Origin of the sequence: Blastococcus sp. KM273129 (assembly GCF_021698995.1) — a bacterium.
Classification (GTDB): domain Bacteria; phylum Actinomycetota; class Actinomycetes; order Mycobacteriales; family Geodermatophilaceae; genus Blastococcus.
Map to the genome: position 1 here is coordinate 72,447 of NZ_SSXB01000010.1, position 13,195 is coordinate 85,641.

Annotated in this window: 13 protein-coding genes and 1 tRNA gene; 4 read left to right on the forward strand and 10 right to left on the reverse strand. The window is 74.7% G+C overall.

What is annotated here, in order from left to right; genetic code table 11:
- Positions 1 to 140: 140 nt before the first annotated feature.
- From E9565_RS04810 to E9565_RS04825, 4 genes are all read right to left on the reverse strand, one after another.
- Positions 141 to 812, reverse strand: a complete 672-nt coding sequence (locus E9565_RS04810; RefSeq protein ID WP_236834224.1) for a DinB family protein — start codon at positions 810 to 812, stop codon at positions 141 to 143.
- 106 nt (positions 813 to 918) lie between these two features.
- A complete protein-coding gene (locus tag E9565_RS04815) occupies positions 919 to 1,119 on the reverse strand; it encodes a hypothetical protein (protein ID WP_236825222.1) in 201 nt (66 codons plus the stop codon).
- A gap of 65 nt (positions 1,120 to 1,184) precedes the next feature.
- The gene (locus tag E9565_RS04820; protein WP_236825221.1) at positions 1,185 to 1,460 is read right to left on the reverse strand and encodes a hypothetical protein; all 276 of its coding nucleotides are present in this window, start codon (positions 1,458 to 1,460) and stop codon (positions 1,185 to 1,187) included.
- Between the two features lie 68 nt (positions 1,461 to 1,528).
- Positions 1,529 to 1,601 (reverse strand) — tRNA-Arg (locus tag E9565_RS04825).
- A gap of 188 nt (positions 1,602 to 1,789) precedes the next feature.
- On the opposite strand from E9565_RS04825, the gene E9565_RS04830 reads away from it, so the two are divergent.
- Both E9565_RS04830 and ettA read left to right on the forward strand, forming a co-directional pair.
- Positions 1,790 to 2,308: a single-stranded DNA-binding protein gene (locus E9565_RS04830; protein WP_236834225.1), complete on the forward strand. Its 519-nt coding sequence runs from the start codon at positions 1,790 to 1,792 to the stop codon at positions 2,306 to 2,308.
- A gap of 100 nt (positions 2,309 to 2,408) precedes the next feature.
- On the forward strand, positions 2,409 to 4,079 hold the full coding sequence (gene ettA / locus E9565_RS04835) for an energy-dependent translational throttle protein EttA (RefSeq protein WP_236825219.1): 1,671 nt from the start codon (positions 2,409 to 2,411) through the stop codon (positions 4,077 to 4,079).
- 147 nt (positions 4,080 to 4,226) lie between these two features.
- Here ettA and E9565_RS04840 read toward each other — a convergent pair whose 3' ends face one another.
- The gene (locus tag E9565_RS04840; RefSeq protein ID WP_236825218.1) at positions 4,227 to 4,658 is read right to left on the reverse strand and encodes a protein-tyrosine phosphatase family protein; all 432 of its coding nucleotides are present in this window, start codon (positions 4,656 to 4,658) and stop codon (positions 4,227 to 4,229) included.
- Positions 4,659 to 4,739: 81 nt separating this feature from the next.
- Here E9565_RS04840 and E9565_RS04845 point away from each other — a divergent pair, with 81 nt between their 5' ends.
- On the forward strand, positions 4,740 to 5,153 hold the full coding sequence (locus tag E9565_RS04845; RefSeq protein ID WP_236825217.1) for a thioesterase family protein: 414 nt from the start codon (positions 4,740 to 4,742) through the stop codon (positions 5,151 to 5,153).
- A 268-nt stretch (positions 5,154 to 5,421) separates the two neighbouring features.
- Positions 5,422 to 6,555 (forward strand): bifunctional 2-polyprenyl-6-hydroxyphenol methylase/3-demethylubiquinol 3-O-methyltransferase UbiG, encoded by a 1,134-nt coding sequence (locus tag E9565_RS04850; protein WP_236834226.1) that lies wholly within the window; start codon positions 5,422 to 5,424, stop codon positions 6,553 to 6,555.
- 86 nt (positions 6,556 to 6,641) lie between these two features.
- Here E9565_RS04850 and E9565_RS04855 read toward each other — a convergent pair whose 3' ends face one another.
- The 5 genes from E9565_RS04855 to E9565_RS04875 all read right to left on the reverse strand — a co-directional run bounded on the left by E9565_RS04855 (position 6,642) and on the right by E9565_RS04875 (position 13,000).
- A complete protein-coding gene (locus tag E9565_RS04855) occupies positions 6,642 to 7,238 on the reverse strand; it encodes a biotin transporter BioY (protein ID WP_236825215.1) in 597 nt (198 codons plus the stop codon).
- Between the two features lie 119 nt (positions 7,239 to 7,357).
- Positions 7,358 to 8,944, reverse strand: a complete 1,587-nt coding sequence (locus E9565_RS04860; RefSeq protein ID WP_236825214.1) for a glycoside hydrolase family 13 protein — start codon at positions 8,942 to 8,944, stop codon at positions 7,358 to 7,360.
- Between the two features lie 127 nt (positions 8,945 to 9,071).
- Complete coding sequence (locus tag E9565_RS04865; RefSeq protein ID WP_236834227.1) at positions 9,072 to 9,470, reverse strand: globin; 399 nt, start codon at positions 9,468 to 9,470, stop codon at positions 9,072 to 9,074.
- Positions 9,467 to 10,777 (reverse strand): MFS transporter, encoded by a 1,311-nt coding sequence (locus E9565_RS04870; RefSeq protein ID WP_236834228.1) that lies wholly within the window; start codon positions 10,775 to 10,777, stop codon positions 9,467 to 9,469. Before E9565_RS04870 ends, E9565_RS04865 begins: the two co-directional genes overlap by 4 nt.
- Before the next feature lie 153 nt (positions 10,778 to 10,930).
- On the reverse strand, positions 10,931 to 13,000 hold the full coding sequence (locus E9565_RS04875; protein WP_236834229.1) for a prolyl oligopeptidase family protein: 2,070 nt from the start codon (positions 12,998 to 13,000) through the stop codon (positions 10,931 to 10,933).
- Positions 13,001 to 13,195 lie beyond the last annotated feature (195 nt).

Below are 13,195 nucleotides of genomic sequence, written 5' to 3' on the forward strand. Positions count from 1 at the left end.
GGTGCGGGTGGGGGCGTGCCTATCTCCCGTGCCGAACGCACCTCGCGGGAACCGAACGGAGACGCACGTGCTCATCCTTGGCCTCATCCTGCTCTTGCTCGGCCTCGTCCTCGACATCTCCATCCTCTGGACGATCGGGGTCATCCTCCTCGTCGTCGGAGCCGTCCTCTACATCCTCGGCGCCACCGGGCGTGCCGTCGGAGGGCGGAAACACTGGTTCTGACGCCCGTGGCGCAGGCTCTCCCGGGCTCTGCACCTGCGACGCGGTGCAACGGCGGGCCCCCGGCTGCTCCGAGCAGCCGGGGGCCCGCCGTCGCTTCGCGGAGCAGGTCGGCGTGGCCGTTGTGCCGGGCGTACTCCTCCACCAGGTGGAGCAGGATCCACCGCAGCGAGAAGGTGCCGTCACGGCCCCACGGCCGGTCCTCGGTGTCCAGCGGCAGCCGCCGGGTGACCTCGTCGACCGCGTCGGCGACCGCACGCCAGGTGGACCAGGCCCTGGCCACGTCCTCCGCGGTGACGGTCCCGGGGTCGACGCGGAACTGCTCGTCGCGGTCGCGGACCACCTCGGGCCACAGGTCGTGGGGGAGGCCGCCGAAGCCGACGAGCCAGCCGGTCTCCACCGCCGCGAGGTGGCGCACGACGCCCAGCAGCGTGAGCTCGGAGGTCGGGACCGCCCGGGTGGCCAGCTGCCGGGGCGTCAGCTCCGCGCACTTCCACTCCAGCGTCTGCCGGTGGTACTCGAGGAAGGCGGTCAGCAGCCCGGCCTCGTCCCCGGTCAGCGGGGGTTCGGTGCGGTGGTCGGCAGGGGTCATCGGAACTGCTCCCACGGGTCGGGGGGCGCCGGCAGGTGCCGTCGGCGCGCATCCTGCGGCACCGGTCCGACATCCGCGGCCCCGACCGCCACCCCGGTGCGTGCGGTCACCGTCCGGCTGCGCCGGTCCGCCGCTGCTTCCGGAGGAGCCAGGCGCCCACGCCCAGGTTCGCGACGGCCAGGAGGGCGAACAGCAGCGTGACGACGCCGTCGCCGGACGTGCCCAGCCCGCCGGCCGCGAGCAGCGCCCACATCGCCCCGAGCGCGAGGTACAGCGTCGGGCTGGGGCGTCTGGCGGGCCGGCTCACCTGCCCTTCGTAGGTCACGCCCCCGGCCGAGGGCAAGCGCCCCCGACCGGTCGGGGCCCACTGGCTCATGCGGGGAGGGGCCCCAGGCCGAACGGGTGGATGTGGCTGCGGGGGTGGCCGGTGCAGCCGCAGACGGCCGCCTCCCCCTCGTGGTCGCGGTAGTCGCAGCAGGGCACCAGCTCGGCCGTGGTGGCGGAGGGCATCGGCGTCCGGTCCGTCAGGCGGACGAGCACGTACCCGACGACGGCCACGGCGCCCAGGACTGTGACGGCGACGACCACCGTCTCGACGATCTCGATGGCGACGGCGACGACGACCAGGACCGCGAGCAGCCTCCACATGGGAGCGATCATCGCCCGGCGCGCACGGAGGACGACCGGTCATCGCCCGGCCGGGGGACACCGGCGAGCGCGCCCGGCAGGACTCGAACCTGCGGCCAAGTGCTTAGAAGGCACCTGCTCTATCCGCTGAGCTACGGGCGCTCGGACGCTGATCATCGCACCGCCCGGCGAGGTGGTGGCGGCGGCCGGTCCCCGCGTCGTCCACAGGGGAGAGGGGCGTCCACAGTTCCCGCGACGCGCTCCCGGCAGGGAGGCGCTGCGGCCAGGGTCGACGGCACACCGGCATCCCGCCGGTCGCGCCGACCGGCGCAGCACCCACGAGGAGCACCGTGAACGACACCTACATCACCGTCGTCGGCAACGTCGCCGACGACCCCCGCCGCAAGGTCACGGAGAAGGGCGCGGTCACCAACTTCCGCATGGCGTCCACCGCCCGCCGCTACGACTCCGGTAGCGGGGAGTACGTCGACTCCGGCACCTTCTGGATCGACGTGGAGTGCTGGAACGGCCTGAGCAGCAACGTCGCCGGGTCGGTCAGCAAGGGCGACCCGGTGATCGTCCAGGGCACCCTGACCACCCACGAGTGGGAGTCGGACAACGGGACCCGCCGGAAGCCGCAGCTGCGGGCCACCGCCGTCGGCCCGAACCTCGCCAAGGGCATGGCGGTGTTCAAGCGGGACCGGTCCGGCCGCGTCCCCGGTGTCCCGGCCGGCCAGGACCCCGCCGCGGGGCTCGAGGGCCGCGCGGGGACCGAGGTTCCCGACGCCGGGTGGGACTACCACGGGGACGGTGCGACGTTGTCACCCCTGGACGGCCCCGATCTGCCGCAGGAGCCCGCGCACGCCTAGTTGCCTGGGCTGGGAGGATCGGAGGCGAGAACGTACGGGGTGGGGCCGCGACCCGCGGCCCCGCCCCCGCTCGCGAGACGACGGAAGGCCCGAGAAGCCAGTGGCTCAGTACATCTACACGATGGTCCGCGCGCGCAAGGCGCACGGCGACAAGGTGATCCTCGACGACGTCACCCTGTCGTTCCTGCCCGGCGCGAAGATCGGCGTCGTCGGCCCCAACGGCGCCGGCAAGTCGACCGTGCTGCAGATCATGGCCGGTCTGCAGCAGCCCTCCAACGGTGACGCGACGCTCGCCCCCGAGGCGACGGTCGGCATCCTCCTGCAGGAGCCGCCGCTCAACGAGGAGCTCGACGTCCGCGGCAACGTCGAGGAGGCGGTGAAGCCCCTGCGCGACGCGCTGACCCGCTTCGAGGAGGTCAGCGCGGCGATGGGCGAGCCCGACGCCGACTTCGACGCGCTGCTGGCCGAGCAGGGCGAGCTCATGGAGGTCATCGAGAACGCCGACGGCTGGGAGCTCGACGCCCGCATCGAGCAGGCCATGGACGCGCTGCGCTGCCCGCCCGGCGACGCCGACGTCACCGTGCTCTCCGGTGGTGAGCGGCGCCGCGTCGCGCTGTGCCGGCTGCTGCTGGAGGCGCCCGACCTGCTGCTGCTCGACGAGCCCACCAACCACCTGGACGCCGAGAGCGTCGCGTGGCTGGAGCAGCACCTGGAGAAGTACGCCGGCACCGTCGTCGCGGTGACCCACGACCGGTACTTCCTGGACAACGTGGCCCAGTGGATCCTCGAGCTCGACCGCGGCCGGGCCTACCCCTACGAGGGCAACTACTCCACCTACCTCGAGACGAAGGCAGCCCGCCTCCAGGTCGAGGGCGCCAAGGACGCCAAGCGCCAGAAGCGCCTCAAGGAGGAGCTGGAGTGGGTCCGCTCCGGCGCCAAGGCCCGCCAGGCCAAGAGCAAGGCCCGCCTCGCCCGCTACGAGGAGATGGCCGCCGAGGCCGAGAAGTTCCGCAAGCTGGACTTCGAGGAGATCCAGATCCCGCCGGGCCCGCGCCTGGGCAGCGTCGTCGTCGAGACGAAGAACCTCACCAAGGGCTTCGGCGACCGCGTGCTCATCGACGACCTGTCGTTCACGCTGCCGCGCAACGGCATCGTCGGCGTGGTCGGCCCCAACGGGGTCGGCAAGACCACCCTGTTCAAGATGCTGGTCGGCGAGGAGAAGCCGGACGACGGCGAGATCAAGGTCGGCGAGACCGTGCAGCTGTCCTACGTCGAGCAGAACCGCAGCGGCATCGACCCGAAGAAGACGCTGTGGGAGGTCGTCTCCGACGGTCTGGACCACATCAAGGTCGGCAACGTCGAGATGCCGTCGCGGGCCTACGTCGCGGCGTTCGGGTTCAAGGGCCCGGACCAGCAGAAGCCGGCCGGCGTGCTCTCCGGTGGTGAGCGCAACCGGCTGAACCTGGCGCTGACCCTCAAGCAGGGCGGCAACCTGCTCCTGCTCGACGAGCCCACGAACGACCTCGACACCGAGACGCTCACCAGCCTCGAGGGCGCGCTGCTGGAGTTCCCCGGCTGCGCGGTCGTCGTCAGCCACGACCGGTGGTTCCTCGACCGGGTGGCGACGCACATCCTCGCCTACGAGGGCGACTCCAAGTGGTTCTGGTTCGAGGGCAACTTCGCCGACTACGAGAAGAACAAGGTGGAGCGGCTCGGCCCGGACGCGGCCCGGCCGCACCGCGCCACCTACCGCAAGCTCACCCGCGACTGAAACGAAGGACCCTCTCGCGCCCAGCACTCGCGAGCTCGTGCCGGGGCCCTGCGAGGGGGCCGGTTCCGAGACGTCACCTGGGCCGGTGAGGGACGTCGGCACGGCCGGTCCGGGCGTCCGCCCGGGCCGGCCGTCGGCGTCCTGCGCTCAGCTCCCGGCGAAGCCGGCGACGAACCGGGCCTGGCCGCGGGTCTCGATCGCGTGCGGCCGGTAGTGGCTCCGCACGTAGGCGACCGCTCGGGCCGGCGGCAGGCCGTCGAGAACGGCCAGGCAGGCCAGCGCCGTCCCGGTGCGCCCCGTGCCACCGGCGCAGGCCACCTCGACCCGCTCGGAGCCGGCCCGCTCCAGCACCTCGCGCAGCGCCGCACGGAGGTCGGCCGGGCTGGAGGGCAGCCGGAAGTCCGGCCAGCGCACCCACCGCGCCTCCCAGGGCACCGGGCACGGTGCACGGCCGAGCAGGTAGACGCCGAACTGCGGGTCCGGGCCGTCGGGCGCGGGCCGGCGCAGCCCGCGTCCGCGCACCCGGCGGCCCGACGGCAGCTCCAGCACACCCGGTTCGGTCCCGGCCCAGGCCTCCACACCGGCACCGTAGGCCGCTCGCCCGCCGTCCGGAACGGGTACCGCGCGGGTGCGCTTCCACCATGCGGCAGGGTGGGCGCCGTGAGGCACACCGTGCAGGTCCCCATGCGCTGGTCGGACATGGACGCCTACCAGCACATCAACAACGTCGCCTTCCTCGGCTACTTCGAGATGGCCCGCGTGAACCTGTTCTTCGAGCAGCCCACGCACGACGAGCGGACCGGCCTCCGACGCGGGCTCGTCGTCGCCTCCCACGAGATCGCCTACAAGCGGTCGGTGGTCTACGACCGGGAGCCGCTGGAGGTGCAGGTGTGGGTCTCCGGCGTCCGGGCCGCCGCGTTCACCTGCCACTACGAGCTGTTCGACCACGGGCAGCTCGCCGTCACCGGCAGCACGCTGCTCGTGCCGTTCGACTTCGCCCTGAACCGGCCCCGCCGGCTCACCGCAGAGGAGAAGGAGTTCCTCGCCCGCTGGGCCGACGAGCCGGCCGGCTGAGCCACCGGGGGGTGCGGCCCGCAGTCGCTCTCTGCCCCGCCGGGGTGGGCAGAGCGCGATCGTCCGCGCGTCGGGTGGTGCAGCGGCCGACCCGCCCGGTCAGCGGTCTCGAGGGCGACGGCCGGAAAGCGGTTCCCCGATGGCCGCGGCGGGAGCAGGGTGTGCCCTGCGGGGGCGGTCGGTCCGGAGCCCGGGCCCGGCCGGCACGGGCTCCCCGTCCCCGGCCGGGGACGACGGACGCCGCCACCCCAGCGGAAGGACCCCCGCCATGACCTCCACGGGACCGGCCACCCAGCCGCCCGCGCCCGGGACGCCCCTCGAACCGGGCACGGACACCGCCGCCCTCGTCGACCGGCTCTTCGCCGCGGTCCTGGGCACCCTCGACGTCCAGACCGTCTACCTCGGCGACCGGCTCGGCTACTACCGGGCGCTGGCCGACGGCGGGCCGCAGACATCGGCCGAGCTGGCCGCCCGGTGCGGGACGGCCGAGCGGTACACCCGCGAGTGGCTCGAGCAGCAGGCGGTGACCGGGTTCCTCACGGCGGCGGACCCCCCGTCCGATCCGGGGGACCCACGGCAGCGCCGCTTCGCCCTGCCCGATGCTGCCGTCGAGCCCTTCACCGACCAGCTCAGCCCGAACCACCTCCTCCCGCTGGCCCGGTTCCTGGTGGGGGTCGGCAAGCACGTGGACGCGCTGGCCGAGGCGCACCGCACCGGCGGCGGGGTGAGCTGGGCGGACCTGGGCGACGACGTCCGCCAGGCCCAGGCGGCGGCGAACCGGCCGCTCTTCCTCGGTGCACTCGGACGGGACCACCTGCCCTCGCTGCCCGAGGTCGATCGCGTCCTGCGCGCTGGGGGCCGGGTGGCCGACGTCGGGTGCGGCGAGGGCTGGTCGGCCATCGGCATCGCCCTGGCCTACCCGGCGGCGACCGTGGACGGCTACGACGTCGACCTCCCCTCCGTCGAGGCCGCGCGCCGGAACGCCGCCGAGGCCGGGGTGGGAGAGCGGGTGCGCTTCGAGGTCGCCGACGCCGCCACGGTCGGCCGGGACGGGACCTACGACCTCGTCACCGCGTTCGAGTGCATCCACGACCTGCCGCGGCCGGTCGACGTCCTCGCCGCGATGCGCCGGCTGGCCGGCGAGGACGGTCACGTGCTGGTCATGGACGAACGGGTGGCCGAGACCTTCGGTGCCCCTGGAGACGACGTCGAGCGGCTCATGTACGGCTACAGCGTGATGTGCTGCCTGGCCGACGGGCTCTCGTCCCGGCCCTCGGTCGGCACCGGCACGGTGATGCGGCCCGCCGTCCTGCGCGGGTACGCCCGCGAAGCCGGGTTCACCGACGTGGAGGTGCTCCCGATCGCCGACGACTTCTTCCGCTTCTACCGCCTCGTCGGCTGAGCCGGCAGCCGGGGTGGGCCGGAGCCGGACGTGCACGGCCCCCCGGACGCCGAGGCGTCCGGACGGCCGTGGGGAGGGGCGGGGGTTCAGCCGCGACGCGCGAACCGCCACGCCGTGCCGAGCACCGCTGCGGCGACCGCGGCCTTCACGATGCCGCCCAGGATGAACGGGTAGAAGCCGGCGTCGAGCGCCTGCGCGGCCGACAGGTCGGCGCTCAGGGCCAGCCACGGAACGCCCACCGCGAAGATCACGGCCTGGCCGGCGATGAACAGCGGGACCGACTTCAGCGGGTTGCGGTCCGCGCCGTGGCGGGCCGCCAGCCCGATCAGGTAGGCCGCGGGGATGAAGCCGACGACGTAACCGCCGGTGGCGCCGAAGACCACCTCGACGCCGCCGCTGGCCTCCGAGTAGAAGGGCAGCCCGACGAGCGCGGCGGCGATGTAGAGGACCTGCACCGCGGTGCCCCGCACCGGACCCAGGGCCGCGGCGGTCAGGACGACCGCGAGCGTCTGGCCCGTGATGGGCACCGGCGACCCTGGGACCGGGACCGACACCTGCGCGAGCAGCGCGGTGAACAGCACGCCGAGGCCGACGAGCAGCGCGTTGCGGGCGCGGACGGCCGGGACGAGGTCGGCGAGCACGAGCGGGCGCGACGGCAGCGCGGGCATCGAAGCGGTGGCCACGAATCCTCCTGGAGCGGCGGGTCGGCGCCGACCTGCCCGGTCGGACGCCGCGGATCACGGGTGAGTGTGCACTACGCCGCGAGGCCGCCGACCGGGCGGTCGGCGGCCTCGCGCGGACCTCAGGCCTGCAGCCACACCGTCGCGTCGTCGGGCAGCTTCCCGTCGTCCACCGGGGCGCTGCTCAGCAGCACGCGGCCCTCGGGCAGCGGGACGGGCGCCCCGGACAGGTTCAGGAAGCAGGTCAGCCCGCCGGAGCGGCGGAAGGAGATGCAACGGTCGGGTGACTGCAACCACTGCAGGTCCTCGCCCCGGAACAGCTCGGAGGAGGCCCGCAGGGTGAGGGCAGCTCGGTACAGCGACAGCATCGAACCGTCGTCGGCGGCCTGTGCCTCGGCGGTGAGCGGGCCCCAACCCCCGGGCATGGGCAGCCAGGTCTCCGCACCCGACGAGAAGCCGTACGAGGGCTCGTCGCCCGACCAGGGCACCGGGATGCGGCAGGCGTCCCGCCCGCGCTCGGCGCCGCCCGAGCGGAACCAGATCGGGTCCTGCAGCACCTCGTCGGGCAGGTCGACGTCGGGCATGCCGAGCTCGTCGCCGTTGTAGAGGTAGGCCGCCCCGGGCAGCGCGAGCTGCAGCAGCGCTGCCGCGCGGGCGCGCCGGGTGCCGAGCTCGCCGTCGCCGTAGCGGGTCACGTGCCGCGGGCGGTCGTGGTTGGACAGCACCCAGCAGGCCGGCGCCGGGGTGCCCTCGACCGCCGCGAGGGAGTGGGTGATCGCGTCCCGCAGACCCTCGGGCGTCCAGTCGGCGGTGAGCAGCTTGAAGTTGAAGGCGAGCTGGAGCTCGTCCTCCCGGAGGTACTGGGCGAGCCGGTCGTCGTCGGAGACCCACACCTCGCCGACCGCCATCGTGCCGGGGTACTGGTCGAGCACCGCCCGGATCCGGCGGTGCACCACGTGCACGCCGTCCTGGTCGAACCGGTGGTCCCCGGGGCCGTGGTCGTCGAGCAGCCCGGTGTCGTCCATCGGCACCATGTCCGGCAGCCCGTCGGGCTTGGCCATGCCGTGCGCGACGTCGATGCGGAAGCCGTCCACCCCGCGGTCGAGCCAGAACCGCATCGTCTCCTCGAGGTCGGCGACGACCTCGGGGTTGCCGAAGTTCAGGTCCGGCTGCTCGGGGGCGAAGATGTGCAGGTACCACTGCCCGTCGGGCACCCGGGTCCAGGCCGGGCCGCCGAACACCGACGGCCAGTTGTTCGGCGGCTCGCTGCCGTCCGGGCCGCGCCCGTCGCGGAACAGGTAGCGGGCCCGCTCCGGCGAGCCCGGGCCGGCGGTCAGCGCCGCCTGGAACCACTCGTGGTCGTGCGAGCTGTGGTTGGGCACCAGGTCCACGGTCACCCGGATGCCGAGCGCGTGCGCCTCGGCCAGCATCGCGTCGAACTGCGCGAGGTCACCGAAGACGGGCTCGACGTCGCGCGGGTCGGCGACGTCGTAGCCGTGGTCGGCCATGGGGGAGGGGTAGAACGGCGTGATCCACAGGGCGTCGACACCGAGATCGCGCAGGTACGGCAGCCGCGACCGGATGCCGGCCAGGTCGCCGACGCCGTCGCCGTTCCCGTCGGCGAAGCTGCGGATGTAGACCTGGTAGAAGACCGCGTCACGCCACCAGTCGGCGCCGGACGTGCGGAAGGGGGGCGGCTGGAGGCTCACCGGGCTCCTCTGGATCGGTACGTGCGGGCGTGGGCGCCCGGGCCCCCGGGAGGGGAGCGCGGCGCGGGGTGGGGCCGGTTCGTGCATCGTCGCTCCGAGGGCCGGCGCCGAGCCTACGGCGGCTTCCTCAGCGGTTCTGCATGCTCCGGGCCGCCATCTCCAGGTAACCCCACAGCGTGGCGTGCTGCTCCGGCGTCAGGCCGAGCGAGTCCACGGCGTCGCGCATGTGGGTGAGCCAGGCGTCGCGCTCGACGGGGCCGATGGCGAACGGTGCGTGCCGCATCCGCAGCCGCGGGTGGCCGCGCTGCTCGGAGTAGGTGGTCGGCCCGCCCCAGTACTGCTCGAGGAAGCCGCGCAGGCGCGTCTCGGCGCCCTCCCAGTCGTCCTGGGGGTACATCGGCTGCAGCACGGGGTCGGTGCGGACGGCGGCGTAGAAGCGCTGCACCAGCCGGCGGAAGGTCTCCTCGCCGCCGATCTCGTCGTAGAAGGTCCGCGCCGACGGCAGGGACCGCCTCGACTCGCTCATGCCCCGGGTGCCTCCTCGGCCTCGACCACGGCGTCCGCCCGGTTGCGCGTCCGCCGATACGCCCTCAGCGCCGGCGCGACCGCGATCATTCCGATGGCCCCCGAGAGGGCGACCACCACGGCGGGGGGCAGGCCCTCCGCGGCCAGCCCGGCGGCGAGCGCGCCCAGCCCCTGGACCCCGGCCAGCCCGCTCGCCGCGACGCCGAAGGCGCGCCCGCGGTAGGCGCTGGGGACGGCCTGCACGAAGGCGACGTTGAGCGGGATCGACCAGGCCGCGCCGAGGCCGGAGACGAACAGCATGCCGACCAGCACCCAGAACGGCACCGTGCCCGGCCCGGCCACCGCCGCGACGACGCCGCCGACGAGCACCGGCGCCAGCGAGACCAGCACCAGCGGGACGACCAGCCGCTCCCGCCGCGCCGGGGCGACGAGGCGGGCGATCACCAGCCCGCCGATCGTGACGCCCAGCGGGTTGGCCGCCAGCAGGACGCCGACCGCCGTCGCCCCCTGCCCCAGCGAGTCGACCAGCGGGGCGGCGATCCCCTCGGAGGCGTAGACGAACCCGGTCGTCACCCACAGGACCCCGACGATGGCCAGCAGCCGCGGGCTGTACCGGATGAACCGCAGGCCCTCGGCGGCGTCCCGCCACAGCGACCCCGGGCTGCCGCCCCCCTCGGCAACCGGTGCCGGCCGGGGCTGCAGCCGCGCCCACAGCCAGACGGCGGAGACGACGAAGGTCGCCGAGTCGACGAGCAGGGCCGCGGACGGGTTGAGGACGGCGACGAGTGCGCCACCGGCCAGGAACCCGCCCACCTGCGCCAGTTGCAGGGTGATCCCCGTGAGCGACGTCGCGACGGCGTAGCGGTCCCCGTCGAGCACGTCGGCCATGAGCGCCGACCGGGCGGACTCGAACGGTGGTGCGCACAACCCCACGACGAAGAGCAGGGCGAGCAGGACCGGCAGCGGCATGCCGGGGATCGCCATGAGCGCCACCAGGACGGCGCGGGCGGCGTCGGTGGCGATCAGCACCCGGTGGCGGGGCAGCCGGTCGGCGAACGCCGACAGCAGCGGCCCGCCGAGCAGCCACGGCAGGTGGCTGATGGCGAAGGTCAGCGCCGCGAGCAGCGGTGAGGCGGTGCGGTCGTAGACCAGGACGGTCAGCGCCACCCGGGCCAGCTCGTCGCCGGCCGCGGAGAGCAGGTAGGTGCCGAACAGCGGCCGGAACTCGCCGACGGCGAAGACCTCGCGGAAGGTGGCCTGCCGGACGGTGGCGCCCTCGGCCGGGCCGTCGGGCGTGGCGGCGGTCACCGGTGGCACGTCCCGGCGCGGGAGGCGACGCCTGCCGCGGCCACGGCGGCGGGCGCGGGCGGTGGTCCGGTCATTACCGGAATCATCTCAAGCGCAACCCGCTGCGTCCGCACCGCGGACTGCGCGTGTCCATCCCGTTACCCGCCGCACCGGTCAGTCGGTCAGGCCCGTGTGCGCCGCCAGGAACGCCAGCTGGTCGGCGGCGAGCCCCACGGTGCGGCTGACCGCCCGGGCGCCGTGCCCGACCGAGGTCTCGCGCCGGAGCACCACCGGCGCCGCCGCCGAGGTCGCGTGCTGCAGCGCGGCGGCGAGCTTCCGGCCGTGCAACGGGTCGACGCGGGTGTCGGACTCGAACGTCGTGACCAGCACCGCCGGGTACGCCGTCCCCTCGCGCACCGCGTGGTACGGCGAGTAAGCCAGCAGCCACCCCAGCTCCACCGGGTCCTCGGCGGTGCCGTACTCGTCGTTCCAGGTGCGGCCCAGGCCGAAGCGCTCGTAGCGCACCATGTCCAGCAGCGGTGCGCTGCAGACGACGGCGGCCGCGAGGGCGGGACGCTGCGTCAGCGTGGCACCGACCAGCAGGCCGCCGTTCGACCCGCCCATGACCGCGAGCTGCCCGTGCGTCGTCCAGCCCTGCTCGACCAGGTGCTCCCCGGCGGCGGCGAAGTCGTCGAACACGTTCTGCTTGCGCTCGCGCATGCCGGCGCGGTGCCACTCCTCGCCGTGCTCGGACCCGCCGCGCAGGTTGGCCACCACCCACACGCCGCCGGCCTCCACCCACGCCAGGGCCTGCGCCGTGTAGGCGGGGGTGAGCGAGACGTTGAAGCCGCCGTAGCCGTAGAGCACGGTCGGTCTCGGGCGGTCCGGGGTGCCCGTTCGCGAGAGGACGAACAGGTGCACCGGCGTGCCGTCCTGCGACCGCGCGTGCGTCTCGACGACGGTCAGCTCCGGCACCTCCGCGGCGACGTCCGCGGACTCCCACGGCGCCGGCGCCTCCGGTGCCGCCGCGTCCCAGCGCAGCACCGAGGGCGGCGTCGCGTAGTCGGTGTAGCCCACCCAGGCGGCGGTACCGCCCTCGGGCGGGGCGCTGACCCCGGAGATGCTGCCGGGGCCGGGGGGTACGACCTCGGTGATCCGGCCGCCGCCGTCCCCCGCCCAGAGGGAGAGCCGGTCGGTGGCGTCCACGGCGTGCACCGCGAGCACCTGCAGTGCGCCGTCCGGTGCGTCCACCAGCGCCACGTCGGAGAGCACGGCGCCCTCCTGCTCCGGGACGACGTCGGTCCACGCCTCGGGCGCCCAGGTGGCGGGGTCCTCGGGGTCGGCCACCGCGAGCCGCCAGCGCGGGGCGCCGCGATCGCTCATCAGCCAGAGCCGGCCGTCGCGCGCCACCCACGCCGCGGTCTGGGCGTCGACGCCGCGCTGCAGCTCCCGCAGGGCGCCGTCGCCGGAGAGGTCGGCCAGCCAGACGTCGTCGCGCGGGGCGGTGCCGGCGGACGCCGAGACGACCAGCCACCGGCCGTCGGCGCTGGTGCGCACGCCGTAGTAGTTGGTGGGGTCCAGCCCCTCACCGTGGACGAGGACGTCGTCGTCCGCCGGACCGCCGACCCGGTGGCGCCAGACGCGGCGGTGGAAATGCTCCTCGCCCGCGGGCACCTGCTCGGGGGCGAGCCGGCGGACGTAGAACAGCTCCTCGCCGCCGGGCAGCCAGCCGACGGGGGAGTAGCGGCACCGGGCGACCGGCCCGTCGAGCAGCTCGCCGGTCGCCACGTCGAGGACGTAGAGCTCCGACTCCTCGTCGCCGCCCGTGCTCACCTGGTAGGCCAGCCGGTCGCCCTCCCACGACGGCGACCACGCGTCGAGCGTCGTCGTCCCCTCCGGGTCGAGCGCCATCGGGTCGACGAGCACGCGGACCGATCCGTCCGCCTCGCGCACCCGGAGCACCGCGTGCTCCTGGCCCGGGTCGCGGCGGGTGGAGAAGGCCCGGCCGCCGCGCCACACGGGCACGCCGACGGCGCCCGCCCGGACCAGCTCGCCGAGCCGCGCGGCGAACCGATCGCGGGCCGGCAGCGCGCCCAGCACCTCGGCCGCCAGGCGGTCCTGGGCCTCCGACCACTCCCGCGTGCGCGGGTCGGCGGGGTCCTCCAGCCAGCGGTACGGGTCGGCGACGCGGTGGCCGTGGAGCTCCTCGACCAGGTCCAGCCGGGGGGCTTCCGGGTAGCGCATGACCGGCACGCTAGTCGCCGCGGCGGGGCCGGCCGGGGGACGGCGGGGATTTCCGGTGCGCCGACCGGGGGTTCTCGGGTCAGAATGGGGGTGCCCGCGGGTCGTGCAGCACCCGGCGGTCCGGGGCCTCCGGAGGTGATCCGTGCCGCGTTCCGCGCCCGGGTCGACGCCGGCGGGTCACCCAGGCTCGCGGCG